This is a genomic window from Bartonella japonica, from assembly GCF_040545385.1.
Taxonomy (GTDB): Bacteria; Pseudomonadota; Alphaproteobacteria; order Rhizobiales; family Rhizobiaceae; genus Bartonella; species Bartonella japonica.
This window is the reverse complement of record NZ_JBEPLT010000002.1, coordinates 122,349-146,562: the sequence shown is the minus strand read 5'-3', so window position 1 is coordinate 146,562 and position 24,214 is coordinate 122,349. Positions and strand designations below refer to the sequence as shown.

The window sequence follows — 24,214 nt, the reverse complement described above, 5'->3', positions numbered from 1 at the left end:
AAGACCACCACTGAGTGCCATTCTGTTTTATCTTTTTTTTGATTAGTAGCCTTGTCTGTATAGCTCTCAGAAGTTGCCATTCGAAAATTGACCACTTCAGCGCCTGAAGACATTGTTTTGCTCTCAGGATTAGCGCCTAAAAACCCAATCAACATTACCTTATTAAGCATTCGCTTTAACCCTATTTTATGGAAGTAACCTATCAATTAACACGATACAGATTTCACTAATATATTTATAACACACAATGGTTTATTTCACAAACATAAATAACGATAACCCACTGAATCTACAGTATGAATCATGTTTTTTTATTTTTAAATTGCTTGTATTTTTATAGGTTTTTTGGTATAAAGATTATGGTTCTACTCAAAATGACAAAAAACGTACAAAACAGAAACCGTGTCAAATTAATTGGCACGGTTTTTTATTTTATCCAAATAGATAATAAGAATTATAATTGACATTATATCATTTGTAGCTTATAAGCTACTAATGTTTATTATTGAAAAAACAATACATTTTACAAAATGGTTAAATTCTCTAAAGGATAAACAGACACAAAGAAAAATTGCTATGCGCATTTTACGTCTTGAATATGGTCTTTTAGGTGATGTTAAATTTTTTAACGGTATTGGGGAATTAAAAATAAATTATGGCTCTGGCTATCGGATTTATTTTGTCAAAAGAAAGCAAAAAATTATTTTATTATTAAACGCAGGCGATAAATCAACTCAACAAAAAGATATCAAAAAAGCCCTTCAATTAGCAAAAGAGATTAGAGATGAAAATAACACCATTTGATGCTAGCGAATTTTTTAAAACTACTGAAGATTTTAAAGAATTATTACAAGATGCCTTAGAAACTAAAAACAGTGGCTATGTTTCGCATGTATTAGGAATTATTGCCCGTAAACAGGGAATGACTGCAATTTCCAACGAAACAGGATTAAACCGTGAATCTCTTTATCGTTCTTTAAGTAAAAAAGGTGATCCAAAGCTTTCTACTTTTTTCAGTGTTTTAGACGCATTGAACTTGCAAATTAGTTTAAAATTACTGCCTAATGATTGTAAAAAATAACCACTATAGAGCATATAGAAAAGGCACAAAAAAGCCCCCGTTATGTAAACACATAACAAGGACTTTGCAGTTTCTTAAATCTTAACATATAGTAGCATTATTTGTTTTATAATACAATATGATAAAAAATAAATTTGCTTTTATACACACTATATGTGATAATAAAAATGCCACGCTATGCACCGCAAAGCATAAAATAAAAGCCGAGTCGCAATATATGTGACTCGGCTTTATCTTTAGGGGAGGCTATTTTTAACCTAAAGAGCGGTTAAAATGCAATGTTATAAAACATTACAAACTGACAATAGCATAATTTGTTATATTGTACAATTTGATAAAAACATACTTGCGTTTATACACAAATTTTGATAATAGTTTATCAAAAAATAGTCTGTACTAAATTAATAATTTTTTGAACAGATTCAGCGATAATACCTGTTTCTTTAGTAGTGTTACAAATTTTTAGAATTCTTTCTTGCCAGTTTTCACCAAGCTGCTTAATTTGATTCATTACGACTTTCTGTAAAATAGGCTCGACTGATCTCACCAATTCATCACTTCCTTTGTCTAGCTGAGAAATTTTTCTACATAGAATTTTAGGATCGTCACAATCAGAGGCTTCATTGCGGACAATAAATAAATTATCTACGTGAGTTTCTTCAATCAAATAAGGGGAATGAGTAGAATAAATCACGCTATTCTTGTCAAAAGATGATAATTTCTGTAAGGATTGTAATATTTTTTCTTGAGGATGAATATGTAGATTGCTTGCTGGTTCATCCAATAAGAAAATTATTCCATTTTTGCTTCTGTTGGTACGAATATCTGTAAGCACTTTGAAGCAAAAAAACCAACGGCACCCTTTGCTTCTTTCATGTAAAGAAAAAGTGCGGTCTTTAGCTTTGACCTTTAAACAAAAATCTGCAAAATTAGGATTAGATTCTGTCACTTTTTCTACGCTAAATCTATCAAATACAGTCTTTCCTCCCGTTATATCTTCCCAGTCCTTGGTAATAACAGTGTTAAGATAATCATTTATAGAAGACAAACGTTGATCGACTGCATCTTCATCACTACAATCAACAATATCACGTTGAAAATTAATATCGGATTTTGGTTCTTTCCCAGCCCGCTTTTTGCGGCTACCAATCAGTAAATCATTAAAAATATCATGCCATAAAAGATTTTTTTTATCACTTAGAAAACTATCTTCTTTTAATTCTTCATTTGAAGCATGAGCTGCACCTTTTAAAAATCTAATTTTATCAGGCACATCAAACATAAAATCATCATAATAGACAATTTCAGGAATATGATTCTTTAAGTAATTTAAAAAAGCCGTTGCTATTTCATCTCCATAATTTTTGCCGTTGATCTTAATATATTTTTCTGTGCAAATACTATTATCAAATGAATATACAAAGGATAAATGTAATGTCTGGTTATTTTCAGATAAATCATCCTTGATTTTTTTCAGTGTTTTAATCTTAGCTAATTTTTCAATCTCTGTTTCGTCCAATAAAATTGTGGTAGATAAAACAATGTCTTCATCAAAAAAAGCTGTTTTAGGACGTATAGAAGCAAAATCTTCGCCTGTTAATTGTTTCCCTAAACATAGCTGTGATAAAAGATGAATACCTTGCAAAGTTGTTGTTTTTCCTGATTCATTATTTCCTACCAGAATAAAAGGAAAGCTCCTATCTCCTCCTGAGAGATCTATTTTTACAGGTTCTCCTATCCCTTTAAAATTTTCTAATTCAAATGAAGTAAATATCATGATATCTCCAATAGTACTTTAAAGAACAAAACCCTATAACACATAAATTAGGAATGTTTTGTATTGATTATTTACGTTTTTAAGAATCTTCGTTTTAATATTTCCACGTTTTAATTCCTATTTTTACCAATTTGATGCGTTTTTTTATGTATTAAGGCTTGCGATTTTATACGTTTTGTGTATAAATGTTTTGTTATTATTTTCTCTCAGAATATAAAATCGTTATTTGAAAGACGCGCCATTTAACGTGACGCGTTTTTTTGCTATAAAAGCAGCCCCCCGCCCCGTTATTTACGCTATTTTATCTAAGGTTTGTTCACTACCATCACTATCTTTACAAACTCTTTTATTGCCTTTAATAACGGCATTGCCATAAATTTTTACAGAGAAAAAAACCTTTGCTTTTCCTTGAATGCACGCATTATCATAAATTTCCGCACTAGGGTAAATACAAGCCGACCCTGTTATTTTTGCATTTCCGTAAACAGAGCCACCAATACAAGCATTATTCAAAATTTTTGCATTGTCATAAATTTTTGCATCTGTAGATACCATGGCTTTATTACAGACAATGGCATTCCCATAGATTTCACCACAAATTATTGCATCATCGCTTATTTTTGCATTGCCATGAATATAAGCTTCCTTCTCAAAAACCCGCGCTTTATCACTAATCACTGCATTTCCTGATACCCTTGCTTCATTAAAAACATAAGCATCATGACATATTTTTGCATTTTCAGAAACGACTGCATTGCAAAAAACACGCGCATTATCGTAAACCCAGCAATTGCCATCATGCGATAAGTTATTTTCATTTTCTATAAAGCCACCCAATTGACCAGCCTTAACATCATCGAAATCCTTTAAAGCACGTATACGGTGTAAAGTAAGACCATCAAAAGTAAGGTTTTCATTTATAAGCTCATATTTTTTAGATACATTTTTAGTGGTCATAGGTAGCTCCCTAATCTGATATTTGAATAAATTTTTAAATGAAATGTTTTAAAGAAGGCGCCCCCGCCGCGCCCGCGCGTTATTTAAGCTGTTTTCCGATGAGGAAACGACACATAACAAAGCAAATTTCACCAGCAGAAGAGAGGCGTTCAGTATAAACATTATTCATTGTGTCACCACAAATATTCTTAGTAACAATAGCCATGCCACATGCATTGGCATTTTCATAAACATGCACTTTACTTACAATTTTTGCACTATCGAAAACATGGGCATTATCATACACATGGGCATTGGCAAAAACCTTTGCTGAATCGTAGACGCGAGCATTACCATATACAAAACCACCAACACCTGCATTGCCATAAACCTGCGCATTTTCGTAAACACGACCAGGGCTCACAACAATGGCCTGATCACCAACCCAGCAATTACCATCATGGGAAAGATTTTCCTCAGATTCAATATAGCCACCAAGTTGACCAGCTTTAACATCACCAAAATCTCTTAACGCCTTAATGCGATAAAGTTTTTTACCCTCACGAAGAATTGTTTGATTTGTGAGTTGATATTTTTTTACTGTAGCTTTCATGCTATTTTTCCTATTTTTAAGGTTTCAATTGACAGCCCATAAGAGGCGCCGGGTGTTTGAAACCACGGTAATAGGCCCGCCGTTACACTTTCCCCTATGAAGGGTATTGTATAGTATAACCACACCCGGCAAAATCGTTATATGCCAATGACAGCAAAAAAGAAAGCCAGTATATTTCACGTAGGAAAGGCTATTTCGTTGCCTGCCCGCCTATTATCAAGTGGGTTTCAATCACTTGACACCTTTCTAAACGACCTTCCCTTTAATGTCAATACGTATTTTTTATTTTTTTAATTTTTTTTCATTTTGATATTTACGTAATTGTATATCAAGAGCTTTTTTTAACTCGCGATCCATTTCATCACATGACAATGGGTACCCTCTCTCACCATCATTCGTAACCTCACAAATCAACTGATCTTTCTTTGTACGTTTCTTGATTTCCTTGTTAACCTCATCTATAAATGCCTCGCAACTCGATACGCTACTTGGCAAGCTGCCACCATATATCCAAGCTTTCACCTGAGCCTTGGTACTGTAATCAATTTTGTCAGGTATCTCATGATACTGACCACCTTCAAATTCCTCATATTCCCTCATACCATCTTCATATTCGTACAGATTATAAAAATATTCTACTGCCCCTAATCCCCATGGCGCATGCCCCCTTGCCATTGCTACAAACTTTTTTTTACGTTTTGTTAAGAATAGATCTCTTAAAATTGCCATGCTTTTAGTCCATAATTTTGCAACTGGTCTATTTTGTCTTAAATTTGATTGTACAGAAGAGTTTTAAATTCTCATATGGTTTTCATCATAAAATCTTAAAATCGCTCTGTACGGTGCCTTTTTGTCGATTTAAACGCATATCTAATCCAATATCACACACAAAATTTCACTACTTTGCTACTTAATCAATGTGTTTTATTATCCTACCAATGCCATTTAAAGCCTCTTCAAGCCTTTGCTTTTGAACAAATGTAAGGGGTTTGGAAGGCTCTTTCGCTGCTTGCTCTTTCAATAGCCTTTCACGTGTATTCAAAATCGCCTTGCGTACAAGATTGGCTTTTCTCAAAAGATCGTTTTCCAAATCACGACACAACCTTACGAGTTCACGGGTGCTCGGAAAAAACGTATCCGATAAACCATCTATCTCATCACATAAAATCCGTTTAACCGTTGTCATCAGTGACCATGCAGAGACATTTTCCAAAACCATTCCATAAGTCAACGCCATGCCTTCATGATCTGATTGCTGCGATATTTTCAAACCACATGAGAGCATGCGAAGTGCTTTTGCTATCTCCTCTTTGCTTGCTTTCACTGCAAATAACTCTTGCAATTGGTCACCAGCCTCTAAAGCAATTGCTTCCTGCTGTTTCGTTAGTTTGCTGCCATCTTTCAAAACCAACGGAAAGCCCGGAGCCAACATCTCGTGAATGTGCTTCAAAGTACCCTCGATTTCCAATATCGAGGATGCTGTCTGCGATGCGCTCACCAATGCTTTTTTGCCTTTGAGTGTAATTTCCATAATTTCCACCTTGTTTATTTTTATGATCTTTTGAATTTCTTACCCAGTTACGCCACGTTGCTTGCCAATCTGTTTTGGTAGCATTGGCTCCGGACTTGGCTTTCCAATAATCTCTAAATTTTGCGATTTCGACTTTCACACGCTCTGGAGGCAAGCCCTCTGTGATTGCAAAATCGTAATCGGGTTCAAAATCCGCAGGCAATCGACAACCGCGATCCGTTCTGATCCGCTTGGCTTTCTTTGGAACGCTTTTTTGCTCGTGAATAGGAGGTGGGCTGTCTAATGAGGTTGTAATTTGATCTGATTGGCTTTCACAAGCATCAACCTCAGTTGGCTCGTCAACCAAATCAGTGATTTCTGAATCTTCAAATTCAGTTTCTTTTTTTGCTAATACGATAGTATTAGTTTTTTTATTATATATGTTAATGTTATTGTTATTGTACCCTCTTGAAGAATCTTGAAGACATCTTGAAGAATCTTCAAGACTTCTTAAAGAATCTTGATGCTTTCTTGAAGAATCTTCTTGATTTTTATGTTTCCTCGTATTGGCTGCTTTCTGTGCCCTTTCTGCAAACTTATTTAAAGTTTCATCCGAATTTTTTAATTCTTCTTCAACATCCAAACTCCACAAACGACCATCCTCTAAACAGATAATGCGTCCAGATCTCAATAAATAATCCAATGCCTTTTGAAATCTTTTAATTGAGCAGCAAGTAAAATGAGATAATATTTGCGTATCATTTAAAAGAGGTTCTCTGATGCGCAACATTTGCAATCGCAAACGCATATAAACATTGCCTTCAATTGCAGGTAAACAAGCAAGATCAAGTAGCCACTGATCTGCAAAAAGCCTTGTCCATGGTAACTTATCTGACTTATTTGCCATACCCAATTTCCCTTTCCTTAACTAAATATAAAATTGCCAAAGCATCCGCTTCATTATCATCACAAGGCACGTGTCCTTTAGAACGCATTGCCTCTATCATCTCTTCTTTCGATGCATTCCCCTTACCTATCGTCGCTTTCTTAATCGTACAAACTGGTATGCCTTCATACGGTATCTGATGATGCTCACACCACGCAGTTAATGTTGCTAGTAAACCACCATAAACATGCGCTGCATCGGTTCCAACATGACGCCTCACCTCTTCAAAATACACCGCGTCAATACCGCCTGCTGTATGCTTCATTTCTGTAAGCCATTGCTTAAAGCGTAAATAACGCATCCCACCGCCTTCAAAGCGACGGGATTGAAAATTAACAGTACCACTAATGATACTATTATCTGCACCACGTATCGCCCACCCAGTCTTGGTGCCTAGATCAAGACAAAGAATGGTTTGTGTGTTAGCGATCATGATACTTCCGCCTTTCTTTTGGACGGTCATCATGACCAATCTGTTTTGCTTCGCATTCCATTAAGAAAAGAATGCAACAAGCCGCATGTGCCAAATGTGATAAACCGCTTTCGCTATCCGTATTTTCCCCCTCTGACCATGCTAATAAATGACGCAAGGCAGCACCTTGCAAACGGCTCCAGTGCATACCATTGCGCCAATTATTTGCTCCGTATTTCTTTGCTCCAAATTCTAAAACACGACCTATTTCCATCAATTGTGACGGCGGTATAAGTTCTACACGAGGCTTGCCATCATCATTCTTATTGGCTTCCCTTAAAGCCATCATCATCTCCTTAAGGCTGCAAACTATCGCCCGTGTGATCAACACCGCAGCTCTTGCAAATTTTCGTAATTGGGGGGCATTGCTCTTGCATTAATCTTTGCAAGCGCTCGGGATAAAAGAAATCATCAGGACGCAAGTCTATCCCATGTTCACGGGCGTAGGCTAATAGTTTTTTCTGGTGTTTTGCTGGTATAAAATCACGCCATCTAGAAATAGACGAAATATCTCTTTCAACGATACCTGCTACAGTTTTGAAACCACCTAAATACTTTATAATCAGTCTCGAAAGCATATTTATCTCCATAACGCCACAATAGATAATTGCGTTTTATGCACAAGTCAACGCAATTATGCTTTTTTATCATTTTTGCATAAAAATATATTTTCAAGGATTATATGAATCATGGAAAAAGATATTCAGTCTCAACTTAAGCTATGGATTAAAGAGCGACTTAAAGAACGGGGGCATGGTGCACAAACAGCATTAGCATCCCATCTGAAATTGCATCCATCGGCAGTAAATCGTATGCTTCGCATATATCAAAATGGAAAAACCCGCGATATAACCATAGATGAGTTGATAAAAATTTCTGAATTCTTCAACGAACCACCACCCAGTTTTTACAAAGAAGCGGATTTGAATTTTGTAAAAATATGCGCTTCTCTTGAACCTGCTGATAAAGAAGCGGTACTCGATTTCCTTGAATTATTAAAAAAGATAAAAACAAGATAGGCTATTATTGATTGCTTTTTTTCATTAAGCATCAAAGAAAGATCTTCTATTCTTTTACCTATATCACCCATAACATCTCCTAAATTGTGGATAGTGCATAAATTAGCTATATATTTTCAAATTTATTTTTTGCATTTTATGCAATTTTTTAATTGACATGTGCATAAAATACAATTACAAAGCCACCATACCCCGAAAAAAAAAACCTGTGTCAAGGCGTTTTTTTCAAAATGTGTTTAAATATTTTGATATGGAGGCAGTTGTGAACAAACCAGTGTTTATAAATTCTGATGAAATTCTCTTAGTGATCTGCGAAAATGAAACGCAAAACCTCGCGAAATCTGGACCTTTTTTAGAAGAAAGTGACATTATCGATTTTATTAATGAAGCTGATAATGCTGTTCAAATCTTCCGTATTGAACCAGCAACAAACCGCTGCGAAGATATTTCTGAAGATCTTGCAGAATGCTACATTCAAAAATATGAGCAGCAGTGTTTTGATGGCATCATACCTCACGAATTCGTTCTACGCAGCGCTGCATATGGTTTTTTTTTAGACGATATAAAACAGCGTGAATATGAAGATAAAATGTATGGTTCTTACGAAAAACAACACCGGTTGCGTCCTTGTGATGTCCTTTAAAAACTCTTAAGGGCGCCTTTCTAATAGCGCCCCCTCTTTCTTAATCTTCTAAAACAGCAAATTAAACATAAAGAAAATGTTGTCACAACAAATGAGTGAAACATGCTTAATCTTATAACAGCAACAGAAAATGATTTTAATAACCAAACCGTTCAAACCATGTCTAGTGTTGAAATTGCCGAGTTTTGTGATAAACGACATGACCATGTTATGCGTGATATTCGTAAAATATTTAGAGAACTTAAAATCGACCTAAGTAATTTTGCTGGATTATACAAAGATTCAACATGTCGTACTCTTCCTTGTTACCATCTTCCTAAACGTGAATCTCTTATTGTCATTTTAGGTTACAACACTGCATTACGCGCAAAAATCATAGATTATTGGGAAAAATTAGAAGAGCAAGCAGCTAATCCTCAAATCGATTTTTCGAATCCTCAAACAATGACAGCTATCATAATGCATCTTAAAAATAAAATTAAACAAACTGCATAGGAATTCATCATGAACACTCTCATAGAGATAAAAGAACAAATCATTGATCAGGAAATAGTTCAGACAGTAAATGCACGTGATCTGCACGCATTCTTAGAAGCAAAACGTGACTTTTCAAATTGGATTAAGGACCGTATTACAAAATATAATTTTATAGAAGGAAAAGACTTTGTAAAAACACAAGATTTGCGCTCGCCAAATTTGGCGAACGCAAAATCTAGGGCTGTTATCGCGATTAACTACTATCTCACACTCGATAGAGCCAAAGAACTCTCTATGCTAGAAAATAATCAAAAAGGTAGAGAAGCTCGTTTATACTTTATCGAATGCGAGCGACGTGCAAAGCAAGCAACAACACAACAAATTGATTACTCAAGTCCACAAGCGATGATTGGATTTTTGAATTACCTACAAGGACAAATAGATCAAAAAAATACTATCATTGAAGATTTAAAACCAAAAGCAATGGCTCTGGAAAGCTTGCAACGCTCTGATGGGCTCTTCGGTCTGACTGAAGCGGCTAAAATTCTCGAAATGCAACCAAAACAATTCATTCAATTCTTACAGAAAAAAGGATGGGTTTATCGACGCACTTTCGGAGCTCATTTATTGCCTTATCAAGACAAAATCCAAAAAGGACTAATGGACTGCTCAACCCACACTATTCAAACAACAGAGGGAGCAGAAAAAGTCATACCCGCTGCAAAAATTACCACTAAAGGCATGGGCGTGCTGTCTCAAGAAATTAAAAGACAAAACATGCATTAAACCAACTTTCTAACAAAACAACATAACTCTTTTAACAAATGCGTGATTCACACCACAGGCAAATTACGCGTAAATCAAGGAAACAAATATGACAAACTCTCCTTTAACAACAATGGCAAGCAAATATGGATTTTCTCATGATCAATTTCGTAAAACAATTATCAAAACATGTATCAATCATAACTTCTCTGATGAAGAATTTGCTGCTTTTATATCTGTTGCTAATACCTATGGTCTTAATCCTTTAACTAAAGAAATATACGCTCTTCCCAAAAGAGGGGGCGGTATCATCCCCGTTGTTTCTATCGATGGGTGGATTAAGATCATTAAATCTAATTCTCAATTCGATGGTATGACCTTTCAAGATCAACTCGATAAAGACGGTAATCTCATTGCTATTAAATGTGCCATTCGTCTCAAAGGCATTCAAGACCCTATCGAAGTCACTGAATATTTAAACGAATGCAAACAAAAAAGTGACACTTGGCAAAAATACCCTGCTCGTATGTTACGTCATAAAGCCACTATACAATGTGCTCGTTATGCTTTCGGATTTTCAGGGATTTATGAAGAAGATGAAGCCGCTCGTATTAATGAGGTCAATCAGATGATCGAAAATAAACCAGCCTCTCATGATATGCTAGAACAAATTAAAGAGTTAATGAACCAAACCAAAACAGAAGAAAACAATGTTCTCTCTTTTGTAAAAGTAAACAGCCTTAATGATATGACTTATGAGCAAGCTCAAATCGTTTTAGACGGTTTAAAGAAAAAACAACGCTTGCAAATAACTGACACACAACAAGCACTCCCACAAACAGAACAAATAGACGCTCCTATACAAGATGCTGACTATATCCATATTCAAGATATCGAATATACAGCAACACAACAAGAACAACAAATGGCGGTGTAAAATGGAACAAAGAACAGCACAATGGTTTCAAGCCCGCTTGGGAAAAGTCACCGCTTCAAACATTTACAACGTCATCAGTAAAACAGCCAAAGGATTACCAACAAGCAAATATGAAGATTACAAAATCAAACTCATAACAGAGCGTTTAACAGGTGATATAAGCCCCCATTATGAAACTGAAGATATGCGGTGGGGCATTGAACATGAAGACGATGCCTTGCAAGAATATGCCTTCATTTATGATGCTGATATAACAAAATGCGGTTTTGTACCACACCCCACAATGGAAATGGCTGGTGCAAGCCCTGACGGTCTGATTGGTAAAGATGGATTAATAGAGATCAAATGCCCAAGATCAGCAACCCATATGCGCTTTTGTATAGATGATGAAATCAAGCCTGAATATATCGCACAAATGCAATTCCAAATGGCTTGTACAGGACGAAAATGGTGTGATTTTGTAAGCTATGATCCACGTTTTACAAACCAATCGTCTCACTTACGCATGAAAATCAAACGCGTGCATCGTGACGAAAAACAAATTGAACAGATTAATCAAGCTGTTGAAGCCTTTTTAGCAGAGATAGAACGAGAGATAAAACAACTCTCTACAAAAGCTGCTTAAACCTTATGGGGGTGCTCTTCCCCCCCCTTAGCGCCCCCGCCCTTTCATAACAACTTTCAAAACATGCGTGATTCACGAAATAGGTAAATTTCACCTAAAGATAGGAGAGAAAACATGGCACCACGACCTGCTACCATAACACAACCAGCCATTGCTCGTGCTTTAAGAGAAGCAAAAAAACAAGGATGCGAACTCATCGAAATAAAACCTACAGGGGAGCTCCTCATCTATCTTAAATCAGATATTCCAATACCAAACTCAGCTGCGCATCCCAATAGCTTGGAAAGCTTATTAAGAAAAGAATATGAATTTGATATCGTTTTATAGGTAATTTACATGCCAAAACCACGCCCCCCTCATCTTGTGAAACAAATTACTCAATATGGAAAAATTGTATGGTATGTGCGTATTGGTCATGGGAAACGTATTAGAGTGCGCGGAACCTATGGAACACAAGAGTTTGTTGACAACTACAAAAGTGCACTTGCCGAATTACAAGGCATAATACCTCCAAAACCTAAAGCCGGTAAACTTGTTGAAGGTTCATTCGCATGGCTGCTTAAGCAGTATTTAAATAGCTCTCATTGGCATAGCTACTCTAATACTACACGGAAACAAACAGAATACATTCTTATGAAGATAAATGACTCCATAGGAAACATTCCATACCAAACAATTGAAAAGAAACATATCATAGCTGGCGTTGAACGACGTAAAGAGACACCAGCAATGGCTATAAGCTTCCTGAAAGCGCTTAATGGGCTTTTTAATTGGGCAATTGACCAAGGTCTTTTAGAAAATAATCCAACCTTAGGCGTTAAAAGACCAGTCCTTCACAACAAAGGTGGCTTTGCTGTTTGGACAGAAGAAGACGTTGAAAAATATTATCAAAAATGGTCACATGGTACCCATGAACGCGTTTGGATTGACGTTCTTTTGTATACAGGCTTGCGCCGTGGTGATGCTGTTCGCATTGGCTGGAAAGACGTAAAAGATAATATCATTCATCTCAAAACAGAGAAAAGCAAATTCCAAACAGAGGTTTTTCTCCCTATTTTGCCCGAATTAGCTACAACACTTGAAGCCGGACCGACTGGTAAAGAAACATTTATTTGCGGGAAAAATGGGAATAAGCTCATTAAAGCAAGCTTTGGCTACATGTTTCGTGAAGCATGTAATACAGCAGGCATTAAAAAATCAGCGCATGGATTAAGAAAATTAGCAGCAACACGGGCTGCAAACTCAGGAGCAACAGTAGCACAACTCAAAGCAATTTTTGGATGGACAAATGATGCTATGGCATCTCTCTATACAAAAAGCGCAGACCGTAAAAAACTCGCTCTTGAAGCCATAAAAAAGCTTCAAAAAGATGAGGGATAGAGGCAAAAAAACATAATAGAATCAGTACTCACACATTCCCTCATATTATATGTAAGTATTTTATTTTACTTGCTTTTTATGTTCTGTGACTGAATATAATAATCGTAAACGAAATAGGTATATATTGTTGCAATATCAAAGTGTTTTGTACAACATAATGATGTTTATATTTTCTAAATCAATATGTTATCTATTTTAAAGTCCACATCTGTTCACAGTATATGGAATAAATAAGGACATAATAACAACTATAAATAAAATGAGATGCCTGCACACAAAATCGCCGCATATCCAATAGGAAAATTTATATTTTGTGAAAAGGTAAAAATTAAAAGTAAAATATTAAATTTTTTAATAAGTATAGTCTTCTCAACCGAAAAATACACCATCTCAATTTATTTTTATGCATTTACATATCTTTCCCTATGAAGCTCAATAAATCCATAAAAAAAGCTGAGTAATTGCTCATATCAATTGCTAGGATAACTGTCAGAAATTTCTATCATACAAAGTATCCTTGACCTCAAAAACAAGTGCTTTACTTTTGTTATGTAACCAGAAACTTTCTTTCAAACATAAAACCTGAGAAGAATTTTGCTTTTGGTCTACAAATAAGGGGAAAAGAGTTTCATGAAAAAAAAATATATCCGATTAATTTCAAGGGCAGCAGTATGGTCTCCTCGTTTTGGCGGAGTAGCATTTTTTATTTTGTTATTCTCAGTAGTTTTGCAGCGCTTTTCAGTAATTGATGCGGTAGAATTCATAATTTTAGTAGTTATTTCTTCCTTCTGTGTTGTTGTTTCTCTTTTCCTCGCATTCAAAGCACTTTACAGTTTGTGGGTCTATGGTTCTCTAGGAGGAATGAAAGCTTTAAGAGGTATCATTTATTCATTGATTACTGCCACACCATTGACATTATTTTTTGGATTTTGGTTTGCTTTACCAGCTCTTCACGATATTTCTACTGATACACAAAACCCACCAGCTTTTTTTCGCGCAACACGCCCTAATAATGCTTTGCCACTTAAAAATGTTTTAACTGAACAAGCGGCATTACAAATGTCACAATGGCCAGAAATGTCAGGGCGCCGTTATGATGGCTCACCTGATCGTATTCGCGAATCCGTTCTCAATGTCCTAGCAACTTATGATTGGCCTGTTGTAGCTCAACGAAAATTTCAAGGTGAAGAAGATACGCTTTATATTGCAACAATGGCAAAAACTTTTTACCTTGGTTTCATTTCAGACATTATTATTCGTTTAACTGATGAAGGAGATACAACCTTTGTTGATATGCGTTCTGCTTCTCGTTATTTACCAAGAGATTTAGGAACAAATGCTGCTTTTATTATCGATTTTATGAATGCACTTGATACAGAAATCGCGTCACTCCCTCTTTCTCAAGATGATGAGATAGGATGAATTATATTTGGTAAATCAGCTTATTTCAAAAATAAATTTTGAGGCGTACAAAAACAAATGAATCAGTGAAATCGCTTGTACATATATCTTTTAAACTATGTTAACAATATTATTGATCTTAGAGAGAGATTGCTAGCTTCTAAGAAACTAGAAGGAGTATTTTTTTACTTTACCGATAGTAGAAACCTAGCTTATCTGACAAGGTAAAAAAGTTCCTGCTACCACACTTCCTATTGCTCCATAGAGCATGCTAGGAACTTCTTCTTTTATACCAATTAATCTTCCTATTACTTCGTCTCGAATACTATTTACAACCACGTCATAAACATAACCATCCACACCACAACTTTTAGAGTGAAACCAACTTTATGAATGTGAGTCTCTCGATGAACTTGAACTACCCATTTTAAACTTCTTTTTATCTATGAAATAGTGTGCCCATTATAATACACAATAAATTTTTATTATACTTTTGAGACGAAAATAAGATATATATTTAAATAATATAAATAAAAATATGTATTAATTGATAGATATATTATGTAATATATTATTAATATTTAAAATATATTTTATTTACAATAAATTAAAACTAGATATCATAGATAAAAATCTTCTTTCGACAAAATATAAAAATTAAATGAGCAATTCATCCGAAAAGCTAAGATGCTTCTCTTGGTTTATTAAAACCACCAATAAATATATTCATTATGAATTTATTCTTGTGACTATTGTTTTGCGCTTACTTTGCTTGGTGAAGCCTTTTATTTTCCAAGCGATTATTGACTGCGTCTCACCCTTTCAGCGTGCGGAAAATCTTTATGCTACATTGACCTTTTATGATTGCTATCATACTGTTTAGCACAACTTTTAGCGCTCTCTCAGACTATCTAGGAACTTATTTAGCACATCGGCTTACACTAGAATTTGCGCATCGCATTTACACCCATATATCAAGCATTTCATTACCTATTTTACACATCACTACCTGTTTTACACACCTTCATCAGAAATCTGTTATTTCTTGAAAGCTATAGCTTAATATGGCATCATTTTATAGTAGATACTAAAATAGCAGATAGAGAACAGGTTTAAAAAACAAACGGAATAAAAACTCCCGAACTTTTATAACCTATTATTCACTAAAGGATGGCTGGGGTACCTGGATTCGAACCAGGGAATGCCGGTACCAAAAACCGGTGCCTTACCGCTTGGCTATACCCCAAAAGAAAAACGTGCTCACGTTCACTTTTGCACCTTATAGCGATTCCTGTGATTGTACGCAACATCTGAAAACTAAAGCTCTTACTTTTTTATTATAAAGTTTTAAAGCCCTGTTAGTATTGCACTTATAAAAAGTTTATCGTAGATGACTTTCACTCGTTTACATTTTTCACACAACAACAGCTCTTTATTTATCAGTTATTTTATAGCTTTCTATTTTGTCTGTTTATTTTACGATAGAATAGAATGCACATTTGTACTTTACTGATATGTTTAATAAATCACTATTGACCGTATTCTTTCCAATGCATTCTTATCTAAGCTCTTTAAATAATACGTGAGAATAGAGAAGCTTTGTGTGTTAATGATTTTTGTTTTCTTAACTGTATTCTCAATTCTTGGTTATCCAGAGTACCATAAATTCTCTTCTTTCCACTTACAAATTGAGCTGATAATGCACACCACAAACGTAATGAGGCTATTATAGATAAATTCCATTTTTAGCCAATATGTGCAAACTGTCCATTATAATGAGATTTATAAAATAGTTCTAGAATATATATAAAGATCAGTAGTATCGACAAAAGATATTTGCTGGTATTATAGATAGCTTATTGATATATAATGATTAAATTATTGTTTTTTGTATTAAATGAAAGCTCAGAATATCGCAAAGTTCTCTTATTTCAAACTTTTTTATAATGGATTAATAAAAATCACCCCCTTGCACACCACAAACAAGAGCAGTGTAAAAATAAAGTGCTTTTAAAAAGAAATAAAATACCTCTTATAAATCGTCTCAATGTAAGAATTATCTTTACATGAAAAAATAGCAAATAGAATGATGGTACCCTCTTATTTATAAATGATGGGATACAAACAATCCCCTAGGCTGAAAACAATTTTGCAAAAATTAAAAATATTTATTTGGTATTTTAAAAATATTTACAGCAATAAAGATAGTATCTGATAGCTGTTTAAGTTCGCTCTCTATGCATAAAAACGGATATAAAAATTTTAGAGAGGTTATATTATATGAATCTGAGATTGATTAAATGTGTATATCCAGAAAAAATATCTTTACAAAAAAATGATTGTCAAAATTAACGAATATAAAAATATATTCAACATTTGCTTTTCAGTGTTGTAAATGGCAAATTGAATTTGTGGAGTAAGCTTAACAATTAGAAACGAGGAGAATTTTAAATGGCTTTTGAATTGGCCGCGTTGCCTTATGATTATGATGCCCTTTCGCCTTATATGTCACGTGAAACGCTTGAGTATCACCATGATAAGCATCATCTCGCTTATCTTACCAATACCAATAATCTTCTGAAAGATTTAGGCTTAGAAAATGAAAGCCTTGAAGATATTATCAAAAAAAGTTTTAGCAAAAATATTGGTTTATTTAATAATGCAGCACAATATTATAATCACAACCATTTTTGGCTTTGGATGAAAAAAGGCGGTGGTGGTAAAAAACTGCCTGAAAAATTAGCAAAGGCTATTGAAACTGATCTGGGCGGCTATGATAAATTTCGCGCTGATTTTATTGCTGCTGCTAGTACTCAATTTGGTTCTGGATGGGCATGGGTGGCTGTAAAAAACGGTAAACTCGAAATTATGAAAATGTCCAATGGTGAAAATCCTCTCATTCATCATGCTCAGCCTATTCTAGGTGTTGATGTATGGGAACACTCCTATTACATTGACTACCGTAATGCGCGCCCGAAATATCTTGAAGCCTTTGTAGACCACTTAATTAATTGGGACTATGTTTTGAAGCTTTATGAAGATTGTGGACTTTAAACCGTCTGGATCATTTTTATTTTGCATAAAAGGCTCTGTAATTCATTGGAATGCAGAGCCTTTTTTTAATGATATCTAAATTAACAAAAATTCTTTCCTACTATTTTTAGGATGTATGCATAGATAAATGCAATTTCTTCTAACTTTGAAAAACGTCCAGCCGCACCAGCGTGACCTGAATCCATATTAATGCGTAATAAAACCGCATTATCGTCTGTTTTTAAGTCTCGCAATTTCGCCACCCATTTCGCAGGCTCCCAATAAGTAACACGAGGATCCGTTAACCCTGCAATTACAAGTATAGGAGGATAGTTTTGAGCTTTAACGTTATCGTAAGGTGAATAAGAAGCAATAAGATTATAATCTTCCTGTGATTCAAGAGGGTTTCCCCATTCAGGCCATTCTGGTGGCGTTAGGGGTAGTGAAGCATCTAACATTGTTGTTAAAACATCAACAAAAGGCACATTCGCTACAATTCCAGCAAAATCCTGTGGTGCAATATTAGCGATAGCCCCCATCAACATCCCTCCTGCCGATCCACCGTAAGCAATGAGTCGGTCATGGGATGTGAATTTATTGTTTACAAGATAACGTCCACAGGCAATAAAGTCTGTGAATGTATTGTATTTAAAAAGGTGTTTTCCTTTCTCATACCATTCAACTCCTTTTTCTTTTCCTCCACGAATGTGGGCAATAGCATAAATAAAACCTCTATTCACCAAAGAAAGCACTTCACTATTGAAACTAGCAGGAATAGAAATTCCATATGCACCATAACCATAAAGCAAACAAGGTGCACTACCATCAAGAGTAGTAGTTTTATGATAAAAAAGTGAAATAGGAATTTTCTCACCATCGTCTGCTATCGCTGTAACACGCTGTGTTACATATTCATCTTTATTATGCCCTGAAGGAATGGTCTTGGTTTTTAAAAGCATTCGTTTTCGACTTTTCATCTCATAGTCAAATACTTGATCAGGAGTTGTCATAGATGAATAGGAAAAGCGAATAGTTTGACTGTTGTATTCTGCAGCACCCTGTAGAGCTAAAGAATAAGCCTCTTCTGTAAAAGTAATAGAATGGACTTGTCTTGTAGTACGCTCCATCACTTTTATACAAGGAAGTCCTTCAACACGTTCAAGCCAGAGAAGAAAATCTTGATAGACGTCATGGGATAATATCAAACGTCCAGGTTGATATGGCACGAGCTCTGACCAATTTTCTGATTGAGGAGATGCACATGGCACTACCATAATTTTAAAATCTTTTGCGTTATCTAGATTGGTCAGAATATAAAAAACATCGTCACCTTCTGTAAGTGAATATTCAATACCCTTTTCTCGCTTCCGTACACATTGAGGCAATGTGAAAGGTGCTGCAGCAGGAATCAACCAAATTTCTGACGTTTCATGATCATGAATATTAATGTAAATAACGTCATTAAGCTTAGAACCGCTTACGTGTAAGAAAAACCCTGGATTATCTTCACGAAAAATAAGCTTATCCTGCGATTGATCAGTATTTAATCGATGATAATAAAGTTCAGAAGGTCGGTGGTTTTCATCCATCTTCGTATAGAAAAAACCTTCAGATTTAGCATCCCACACAACCTGTCCAGATGTATCAGTAATTGTATCCGTACAATCAGACAATGTTTCCAAATTACGAATTTTAGCTGTATAAAATTCTGATCCTTTGTCATCGTAGGTCCATACAACATGTGTATGGTCAGGAGATTCTTGAACTGAGCCAAAATTAAAATATTCTTTACCTTCAGCCAAACTGTCACCATTAAGATAAACGTTTTTCTCTCCTCCATTCCTTGGTATCCGAAAATAATGTGGCTGTTGACCTCCGGTAACATAAGAGAAGCCATATGCAAAAGGACCATGTTTTATAGGAACAGAACTGTCATTTTCTTGGATTCTACTTTTCATTTCGGTAAAAAGTAAATCCTGTAATGATTTTGTATCAGCCATTTGAGCGGATTGATAGGCATTCTCTTTCTCAAGGTGGTCTCGAATATTTCCATCAAGACAATGGGGATTTTTAAAAACCTCTTGCCAATTAGAGGCGCGTAACCAATGATAAGGATCATAACGAGAAATACCATGATATGTCTCTTTATGAATGACCTTAGATGCTTTAGGGAAAATGACAGAAGAGCGGGTCATGCACAATCCTATATTAAAATATTGATAGTTTCTGTTTATATGTTGGAATCATACCACTTATGCAAGTGCATAAATCTGCCAGTGCCAATTACTCAAAAAAATCTAGCTGCGATAATTTCCACAATTACACTATATATCCTTGTTTATCATAAGCATTGTTTTTTATACGAATAATATCGCTTTTATAAAATAGACCGTATAAGAAAAATAAAAATATTTATATCATAATTTAATTATTAATTAATTATAATAAATATATTTTATATATAAAAATAAGTAAATTTTCATTGAAATTAGTTAATAATATAATTTTTGTCATAACGTAATATGTATTTTTTAAATTTTTGTATAATTTATTTTGCTTAAAAAAATTATTTATATTATTTGACACAAAAAAACCGTACATTATATTATAGATATACTTAGTAATTAATTTTATAAAATTAAATTATCCTTTAATGGGAAAAAATCGGGGTTTTCTTGCTGTATATTATGATCAAAAAGAGGTATTTATTTGATTTTTTTGTGTTTTGGCAATTTTATAGAATAATTGAATTGACAAAAAAGATTTTTGTACAATATGAGATCTGTATGCGTAAGCTCTCTATTGTTTGAGCATGCGTGCTAGTTATATCTCTATTAAAGTTAAAGGAAACAAGAATGGAACATCGTCCAGTCTTAGAGACTGAAAGCAATTTAGTTATTACATTGGTTGCTGATATTGTTGCTGCCTACGTGAGTAATAATTCAATTCGACCGACTGAAGTACCAAGTTTGATTGCTGATGTTCATGCCGCTTTTCGTAAAGCAGGAAATGTAGAACTAGCAGAGGTCGAAGTTGAAAAGCAAAGGCCCGCTGTTAACCCAAAACGTTCGATATTTCCCGATTATCTCATTTGCCTTGAAGATGGGAAAAAATTTAAATCTTTAAAACGTCATCTCATGACACATTATGGAATGTTGCCTGAAGAATATCGTGAAAAGTGGCAGTTAGACAGTTCTTATCCTATGGTCGCACCTAATTACGCAAAAGCACGCTCAGCCTTGGCAAAAGAAATGGGACTGGGGCGTAAAAGTAAGCGGAGAAAAAACAAGTAATTGTTTCTTTGAAGAGGTATTCATCTCTAGTATATTAAAGGGCTTTTTAATAGATATGTTCTACGGAGAAGTTTTGTATAATTCTTTCTGTAATTGTTTTTATACATGACTCTCATTACGGATCCGTTCGATCATCGATTTAAGACCATTTGATCGTTGTGGTGTGAGATTTTCGTTTAAACCGAGTCTTTCAAAGAGTCCTTCAGCATCAGCATTACGAATTTCAGAGGCTTTTTTCCCTGAATAGAAGGCAAGAAGAATGTAGATAAGCCCACGCACAATATGGGCATCAGAATCGCCTTGAAATGTTATAGTTGGATTGTCTGAATTATTACGCGAAGATAAAAGCCACACTTGGCTCACACACCCAGGCACTTTATGAGAATCATTTCGAGCACTTTCTGGAAAAGGTGGTAATTTATAACCAAGCTCAATCACATAACGATAACGATCCTCCCAATTATCCAGAAGAGAAAAATTTTCTATAATTTCGTCAATCGTTTCTGTCATAATCTCACTCCTATCTTGTCTTGATGATCATGTTGTATGCATTTTCTTGAAAGATAAATGCTTATGCCAACGACAAGTGTTAAAATTGATTTCAAGGTAAGATCGTATGTTTTTGTACGGGCTCTTGTATCCCTATATTAGGTGTAATATTTTGGGATTCTTCCATATTTTTGTTATTTAATATACGCCCCAAATATTCGTAAGCCACTCTTGCACCATGACATGCACGTTCGCCAAGTGAACTTAAAAAGGATTTTCCAATTTTGCAAACTTCCATATTACGATCACAGAATGCTCCTAAATCATTTAAAGTTTTTTTTAAAGCAATAATCACATCACTTGTTGTCGCGCTATCTTTTGGAAGAGAAGAATGATTACTACTAGGCTTTTCTACAAAAAGTGAAATGATAACAAAAACAACAAACAAAAATAATAATAATTTGATTAAAAAACGTATCATGAGCAGCCAATGTACCGCAATTGTAAATGAAACAAAAACTATATCCTATACCTTTCTCCTTTATAAAAACTTTATAAAATCGGTATTTTATAAAGTTGAATATTTATTTAGCAAATTTATACCATTTATAAGATGACTGTACAAAAATGAAACGCATTACTTCTTATTTAAAAATTCATACCAGAATTGCACAATCAAAAAAGTATTGAAGATATATGCGCTTATAATCTCACTGCGTATCAATAAGAAAAAATACACTATCATAAAAAAATGACAGATCATAACGAGGAGAAGATGTGAGGATTATGATATGGTACAATCTAGGTTGCAATGCTCTGTTTTATACAAAAATTACAGAAGTAAAATTATAAGAATTAAGAATGTATCCCATTTTCTGATAGATTCTTTAAAATTACCTTCGTTGATATTGAATTAAATATTAGTAGAATGAATTTATACTAAAATAGATACAGTAGCGAAAAACAATGATACTCATCATGCTGTTCTGCCTCTATACATATGAAACATTTGAAAAATGATACATACTGTCATCTTTATCGCATGATAAGAAAACATGTTTCAATTTTGTTTCAAGTATTCCCCAATATACCCGTAAAAATGAAGAAATGAGGTGGTACCTTTGGTCTAGCTGATGATATATAATACTATGATCATAAATATCAAAAAATGGTATCATATCATTGGAAGTTTTTTTCACACATATTAAAAATATTGCATAATATGAAACCAAATAAATTGATGAAGACCGTTATTCATTTATCAGCTTACACATTTATATAACGATCTCACTTATTTTAACAGTTTATAAGGAGAGAACAGTAATATAGATATATCTCCTCTCTCGCTAAAAGCGAGAATAATTTGTATTCATTTCTGTGTAAAAAACAATTGCAATAGGAAATAAAAAATAAAAGTAATGACAAAAAAACGAAAAACGCGCAGAATAAAAACTGTAAAAAAGCATCAATACTACAGTAGTATTGTTATAACACTTCTTCTTCTGATGGGTCGTTTTCTTTTTTGGATAACGAAGACGCTTTATTTCTATACACAAAAAAATACTTTGTTTTTCATTGGACTTTTTCTTTTTATAATCAGTTTTGGATTCGTTTCATTTAATGCTTTATTTTTACAAATGATAATACATCAAGATGTCTTTACTAAAACAAAGTTCACATTTTCTCCAAAAATAGAGAAAAACTCTGCTCTGTCCCCAAAAGAAGAAAAACTTCACTCTGTTGCTTCTATGCCTTCTAAAAACCATCAGCACAAAAATTCATCTTCACATTCTTTGTCAGAAAACACGCTAAAAATGCAAAAGAAGTTAGCAAAACTAGGACTTTATGACGGTCCTTTAGATGGGATTGAAGGCCCTAAAATGCGTCGTGCTATAGCCTTATGGAAACAACAAATTAATTCTGAAATGCAAAACAATATCTTGCCCCACTCTACAACAGATGAAATTGCCATATTGATTAAGCAGAGTGAAATGGAAATAGCAGATGAAACAAAAAAGGTAGGAGATGTATCACACTCAAAAGAAACCATTTTAGCACGTCCTGTTATAGATATTAAGCAAGTGCAAAAAGCTTTACGTATTTTTGGTCATCCAGAGATTGTTATCAACGGTATAGAAGACCAAAAAACAATAGAAGCCTTAAAACAGTTTCAAAAAATATTTGATCTTCCTATAACAGGTAAGGTTGATCATACAGTTGTGATGAAAATGCGTGAAGTTGGTTTGTTAGACTAATAAAAGCAAATATCAGTCTTATAAAGCAAAAACTGAAAACACAGAAATCATCTGCTATTTTGCCTTATGCTCTGCCTCATAGTGAAAGGTATGTTTTCTCTCTCCATTCATACAACACGCAGTATATCCTGAAAGTTTTTTTTCATGAAAGAAATAAAGAGTATGTACAATTTATTCTGCGCACCAAATTCAAAATATTGATTTATAAAAATAACTTATCGTTTTTATAATTCGCATGAGACTCCCAATACATCCAGCCGTCCCCATTGAGCACCACTATCTTTATACTTATGAAGAAGAAACTGGTACCATCATTATATTGACAGCTCCCAATGTGTTACAGCCCTTACATTAAGGCGGTTCATCAGGGGTATTTTTAGTCTTTTCTCAAATAAATTTTTCCCACATACCAACCCCACTTATGGTGTGAAAGCAAGTGGTTTTTGTTGATTCAAGATAAACAGATTTGAAGTGAATGAATCTTACAATATCGGGGTTTTAATTCAATATGCAAAACAGTGAATTATCATTATAAATCAATATGTTATTCATTTTAATCTCT

The 24,214-nt window shown here is 34.4% G+C and carries 27 protein-coding genes and 1 tRNA gene; 14 read left to right on the top strand and 14 right to left on the bottom strand.

The window, feature by feature from the left end; all coding sequences use genetic code 11:
• The coding region (gene ssb, locus ABID39_RS02255; RefSeq protein ID WP_354185629.1) for a single-stranded DNA-binding protein at window positions 1–170 on the bottom strand (170 nt) is incomplete at its 3' end.
• A gap of 325 nt (window positions 171–495) precedes the next feature.
• Here ssb and ABID39_RS02250 point away from each other — a divergent pair.
• The gene (locus ABID39_RS02250) at window positions 496–804 is read left to right on the top strand and encodes a type II toxin-antitoxin system RelE/ParE family toxin (protein ID WP_354185617.1); all 309 of its coding nucleotides are present in this window, start codon (window positions 496–498) and stop codon (window positions 802–804) included.
• Window positions 785–1,081 (top strand): addiction module antidote protein, encoded by a 297-nt coding sequence (locus ABID39_RS02245; protein ID WP_354185615.1) that lies wholly within the window; start codon window positions 785–787, stop codon window positions 1,079–1,081. Before ABID39_RS02250 ends, ABID39_RS02245 begins: the two co-directional genes overlap by 20 nt.
• 379 nt (window positions 1,082–1,460) lie before the next feature.
• Here the strand turns inward: ABID39_RS02245 and ABID39_RS02240 are convergent, their stop codons facing one another.
• From ABID39_RS02240 to ABID39_RS02200, 9 genes are all read right to left on the bottom strand, one after another.
• Window positions 1,461–2,858, bottom strand: coding sequence for an AAA family ATPase (locus ABID39_RS02240; RefSeq protein WP_354185613.1), 1,398 nt, complete (start codon window positions 2,856–2,858; stop codon window positions 1,461–1,463).
• A gap of 291 nt (window positions 2,859–3,149) precedes the next feature.
• A complete protein-coding gene (locus ABID39_RS02235) occupies window positions 3,150–3,815 on the bottom strand; it encodes a hypothetical protein (RefSeq protein ID WP_354185611.1) in 666 nt (221 codons plus the stop codon).
• 79 nt (window positions 3,816–3,894) lie between these two features.
• The gene (locus tag ABID39_RS02230; RefSeq protein WP_354185609.1) at window positions 3,895–4,407 is read right to left on the bottom strand and encodes a hypothetical protein; all 513 of its coding nucleotides are present in this window, start codon (window positions 4,405–4,407) and stop codon (window positions 3,895–3,897) included.
• A gap of 282 nt (window positions 4,408–4,689) precedes the next feature.
• The gene (locus ABID39_RS02225) at window positions 4,690–5,136 is read right to left on the bottom strand and encodes a hypothetical protein (protein WP_354185608.1); all 447 of its coding nucleotides are present in this window, start codon (window positions 5,134–5,136) and stop codon (window positions 4,690–4,692) included.
• Between the two features lie 181 nt (window positions 5,137–5,317).
• Entirely contained in the window at window positions 5,318–5,812 is a 495-nt protein-coding gene (locus tag ABID39_RS02220; RefSeq protein WP_354185606.1) for a hypothetical protein, read from the bottom strand.
• A complete protein-coding gene (locus ABID39_RS02215; RefSeq protein ID WP_354185604.1) occupies window positions 5,754–6,824 on the bottom strand; it encodes a hypothetical protein in 1,071 nt (356 codons plus the stop codon). The genes ABID39_RS02220 and ABID39_RS02215 overlap by 59 nt, the downstream gene beginning before the upstream one ends.
• The gene (locus ABID39_RS02210; RefSeq protein WP_354185602.1) at window positions 6,814–7,296 is read right to left on the bottom strand and encodes a crossover junction endodeoxyribonuclease RuvC; all 483 of its coding nucleotides are present in this window, start codon (window positions 7,294–7,296) and stop codon (window positions 6,814–6,816) included. Before ABID39_RS02210 ends, ABID39_RS02215 begins: the two co-directional genes overlap by 11 nt.
• Window positions 7,286–7,621, bottom strand: a complete 336-nt coding sequence (locus tag ABID39_RS02205; protein WP_354185600.1) for a dATP/dGTP diphosphohydrolase domain-containing protein — start codon at window positions 7,619–7,621, stop codon at window positions 7,286–7,288. Before ABID39_RS02205 ends, ABID39_RS02210 begins: the two co-directional genes overlap by 11 nt.
• A gap of 10 nt (window positions 7,622–7,631) precedes the next feature.
• On the bottom strand, window positions 7,632–7,913 hold the full coding sequence (locus tag ABID39_RS02200; RefSeq protein ID WP_354185598.1) for a hypothetical protein: 282 nt from the start codon (window positions 7,911–7,913) through the stop codon (window positions 7,632–7,634).
• A gap of 111 nt (window positions 7,914–8,024) precedes the next feature.
• Here ABID39_RS02200 and ABID39_RS02195 point away from each other — a divergent pair, with 111 nt between their 5' ends.
• From ABID39_RS02195 to ABID39_RS02155, 9 genes are all read left to right on the top strand, one after another.
• Window positions 8,025–8,354: an XRE family transcriptional regulator gene (locus ABID39_RS02195; RefSeq protein ID WP_354185596.1), complete on the top strand. Its 330-nt coding sequence runs from the start codon at window positions 8,025–8,027 to the stop codon at window positions 8,352–8,354.
• A gap of 262 nt (window positions 8,355–8,616) precedes the next feature.
• On the top strand, window positions 8,617–8,997 hold the full coding sequence (locus ABID39_RS02190) for a hypothetical protein (protein ID WP_354185594.1): 381 nt from the start codon (window positions 8,617–8,619) through the stop codon (window positions 8,995–8,997).
• A 102-nt stretch (window positions 8,998–9,099) separates the two neighbouring features.
• Window positions 9,100–9,492, top strand: coding sequence for a Rha family transcriptional regulator (locus tag ABID39_RS02185; protein WP_354185592.1), 393 nt, complete (start codon window positions 9,100–9,102; stop codon window positions 9,490–9,492).
• A 9-nt stretch (window positions 9,493–9,501) separates the two neighbouring features.
• On the top strand, window positions 9,502–10,260 hold the full coding sequence (locus ABID39_RS02180) for a phage antirepressor KilAC domain-containing protein (RefSeq protein ID WP_354185590.1): 759 nt from the start codon (window positions 9,502–9,504) through the stop codon (window positions 10,258–10,260).
• A gap of 88 nt (window positions 10,261–10,348) precedes the next feature.
• On the top strand, window positions 10,349–11,176 hold the full coding sequence (gene bet, locus ABID39_RS02175) for a phage recombination protein Bet (RefSeq protein WP_354185588.1): 828 nt from the start codon (window positions 10,349–10,351) through the stop codon (window positions 11,174–11,176).
• Between the two features lies 1 nt (window position 11,177).
• Window positions 11,178–11,801 carry a lambda exonuclease family protein gene (locus tag ABID39_RS02170; protein ID WP_354185587.1) on the top strand — a complete coding sequence of 208 codons (624 nt, stop codon included), beginning with the start codon at window positions 11,178–11,180 and terminating at the stop codon, window positions 11,799–11,801.
• Between the two features lie 114 nt (window positions 11,802–11,915).
• Complete coding sequence (locus tag ABID39_RS02165) at window positions 11,916–12,128, top strand: hypothetical protein (RefSeq protein ID WP_354185586.1); 213 nt, start codon at window positions 11,916–11,918, stop codon at window positions 12,126–12,128.
• Window positions 12,129–12,137: 9 nt separating this feature from the next.
• Window positions 12,138–13,181, top strand: coding sequence for a tyrosine-type recombinase/integrase (locus ABID39_RS02160; protein WP_354185585.1), 1,044 nt, complete (start codon window positions 12,138–12,140; stop codon window positions 13,179–13,181).
• 630 nt (window positions 13,182–13,811) lie between these two features.
• Window positions 13,812–14,603 carry a DUF1499 domain-containing protein gene (locus ABID39_RS02155; RefSeq protein ID WP_354185584.1) on the top strand — a complete coding sequence of 264 codons (792 nt, stop codon included), beginning with the start codon at window positions 13,812–13,814 and terminating at the stop codon, window positions 14,601–14,603.
• Window positions 14,604–15,753: 1,150 nt separating this feature from the next.
• Here ABID39_RS02155 and ABID39_RS02150 read toward each other — a convergent pair.
• Window positions 15,754–15,828, bottom strand: a tRNA-Gln gene (locus ABID39_RS02150).
• Window positions 15,829–17,033: 1,205 nt separating this feature from the next.
• Here ABID39_RS02150 and ABID39_RS02145 point away from each other — a divergent pair.
• Window positions 17,034–17,636 carry a superoxide dismutase gene (locus tag ABID39_RS02145; protein WP_354185583.1) on the top strand — a complete coding sequence of 201 codons (603 nt, stop codon included), beginning with the start codon at window positions 17,034–17,036 and terminating at the stop codon, window positions 17,634–17,636.
• Window positions 17,637–17,716: 80 nt separating this feature from the next.
• On the opposite strand, the gene ABID39_RS02140 is transcribed toward ABID39_RS02145, so the two are convergent.
• On the bottom strand, window positions 17,717–19,810 hold the full coding sequence (locus tag ABID39_RS02140) for a S9 family peptidase (protein WP_354185582.1): 2,094 nt from the start codon (window positions 19,808–19,810) through the stop codon (window positions 17,717–17,719).
• A gap of 660 nt (window positions 19,811–20,470) precedes the next feature.
• On the opposite strand from ABID39_RS02140, the gene ABID39_RS02135 reads away from it, so the two are divergent.
• Window positions 20,471–20,908 carry a Ros/MucR family transcriptional regulator gene (locus tag ABID39_RS02135; protein ID WP_354185581.1) on the top strand — a complete coding sequence of 146 codons (438 nt, stop codon included), beginning with the start codon at window positions 20,471–20,473 and terminating at the stop codon, window positions 20,906–20,908.
• Between the two features lie 99 nt (window positions 20,909–21,007).
• Here the strand turns inward: ABID39_RS02135 and ABID39_RS02130 are convergent, their stop codons facing one another.
• Together ABID39_RS02130 and ABID39_RS02125 are read right to left on the bottom strand one after the other, a co-directional pair.
• Window positions 21,008–21,418, bottom strand: a complete 411-nt coding sequence (locus ABID39_RS02130; RefSeq protein WP_354185579.1) for a SufE family protein — start codon at window positions 21,416–21,418, stop codon at window positions 21,008–21,010.
• Window positions 21,419–21,509: 91 nt separating this feature from the next.
• On the bottom strand, window positions 21,510–21,878 hold the full coding sequence (locus tag ABID39_RS02125; RefSeq protein WP_354185577.1) for a DUF5330 domain-containing protein: 369 nt from the start codon (window positions 21,876–21,878) through the stop codon (window positions 21,510–21,512).
• Between the two features lie 937 nt (window positions 21,879–22,815).
• On the opposite strand from ABID39_RS02125, the gene ABID39_RS02120 reads away from it, so the two are divergent.
• Window positions 22,816–23,652 carry a peptidoglycan-binding domain-containing protein gene (locus ABID39_RS02120; protein ID WP_354185575.1) on the top strand — a complete coding sequence of 279 codons (837 nt, stop codon included), beginning with the start codon at window positions 22,816–22,818 and terminating at the stop codon, window positions 23,650–23,652.
• The last annotated feature ends 562 nt before the right edge of the window (window positions 23,653–24,214 follow it).

What these genes read in the sequence shown, in the direction of transcription:
- ABID39_RS02230 (WP_354185609.1), bottom strand. Translation starts at nt 4,407, where the DNA reads ATGAAAGCTACAGTAAAAAAATATCAACTCACAAATCAAACAATTCTT.
- ABID39_RS02130 (WP_354185579.1), bottom strand. Translation starts at nt 21,418, where the DNA reads ATGACAGAAACGATTGACGAAATTATAGAAAATTTTTCTCTTCTGGAT.
- ABID39_RS02160 (WP_354185585.1), top strand. Translation starts at nt 12,138, where the DNA reads ATGCCAAAACCACGCCCCCCTCATCTTGTGAAACAAATTACTCAATAT.
- ABID39_RS02165 (WP_354185586.1), top strand. Translation starts at nt 11,916, where the DNA reads ATGGCACCACGACCTGCTACCATAACACAACCAGCCATTGCTCGTGCT.
- ABID39_RS02135 (WP_354185581.1), top strand. Translation starts at nt 20,471, where the DNA reads ATGGAACATCGTCCAGTCTTAGAGACTGAAAGCAATTTAGTTATTACA.
- ABID39_RS02155 (WP_354185584.1), top strand. Translation starts at nt 13,812, where the DNA reads ATGAAAAAAAAATATATCCGATTAATTTCAAGGGCAGCAGTATGGTCT.
- ABID39_RS02180 (WP_354185590.1), top strand. Translation starts at nt 9,502, where the DNA reads ATGAACACTCTCATAGAGATAAAAGAACAAATCATTGATCAGGAAATA.
- ABID39_RS02200 (WP_354185598.1), bottom strand. Translation starts at nt 7,913, where the DNA reads ATGCTTTCGAGACTGATTATAAAGTATTTAGGTGGTTTCAAAACTGTA.
- ABID39_RS02235 (WP_354185611.1), bottom strand. Translation starts at nt 3,815, where the DNA reads ATGACCACTAAAAATGTATCTAAAAAATATGAGCTTATAAATGAAAAC.
- ABID39_RS02210 (WP_354185602.1), bottom strand. Translation starts at nt 7,296, where the DNA reads ATGATCGCTAACACACAAACCATTCTTTGTCTTGATCTAGGCACCAAG.
- bet (WP_354185588.1), top strand. Translation starts at nt 10,349, where the DNA reads ATGACAAACTCTCCTTTAACAACAATGGCAAGCAAATATGGATTTTCT.
- ABID39_RS02205 (WP_354185600.1), bottom strand. Translation starts at nt 7,621, where the DNA reads ATGGCTTTAAGGGAAGCCAATAAGAATGATGATGGCAAGCCTCGTGTA.
- ABID39_RS02245 (WP_354185615.1), top strand. Translation starts at nt 785, where the DNA reads ATGAAAATAACACCATTTGATGCTAGCGAATTTTTTAAAACTACTGAA.
- ABID39_RS02185 (WP_354185592.1), top strand. Translation starts at nt 9,100, where the DNA reads ATGCTTAATCTTATAACAGCAACAGAAAATGATTTTAATAACCAAACC.
- ABID39_RS02125 (WP_354185577.1), bottom strand. Translation starts at nt 21,878, where the DNA reads ATGATACGTTTTTTAATCAAATTATTATTATTTTTGTTTGTTGTTTTT.
- ABID39_RS02240 (WP_354185613.1), bottom strand. Translation starts at nt 2,858, where the DNA reads ATGATATTTACTTCATTTGAATTAGAAAATTTTAAAGGGATAGGAGAA.
- ABID39_RS02120 (WP_354185575.1), top strand. Translation starts at nt 22,816, where the DNA reads ATGACAAAAAAACGAAAAACGCGCAGAATAAAAACTGTAAAAAAGCAT.
- ABID39_RS02140 (WP_354185582.1), bottom strand. Translation starts at nt 19,810, where the DNA reads ATGACCCGCTCTTCTGTCATTTTCCCTAAAGCATCTAAGGTCATTCAT.
- ABID39_RS02250 (WP_354185617.1), top strand. Translation starts at nt 496, where the DNA reads ATGTTTATTATTGAAAAAACAATACATTTTACAAAATGGTTAAATTCT.
- ABID39_RS02145 (WP_354185583.1), top strand. Translation starts at nt 17,034, where the DNA reads ATGGCTTTTGAATTGGCCGCGTTGCCTTATGATTATGATGCCCTTTCG.
- ABID39_RS02195 (WP_354185596.1), top strand. Translation starts at nt 8,025, where the DNA reads ATGGAAAAAGATATTCAGTCTCAACTTAAGCTATGGATTAAAGAGCGA.
- ABID39_RS02215 (WP_354185604.1), bottom strand. Translation starts at nt 6,824, where the DNA reads ATGGCAAATAAGTCAGATAAGTTACCATGGACAAGGCTTTTTGCAGAT.
- ABID39_RS02170 (WP_354185587.1), top strand. Translation starts at nt 11,178, where the DNA reads ATGGAACAAAGAACAGCACAATGGTTTCAAGCCCGCTTGGGAAAAGTC.
- ABID39_RS02225 (WP_354185608.1), bottom strand. Translation starts at nt 5,136, where the DNA reads ATGGCAATTTTAAGAGATCTATTCTTAACAAAACGTAAAAAAAAGTTT.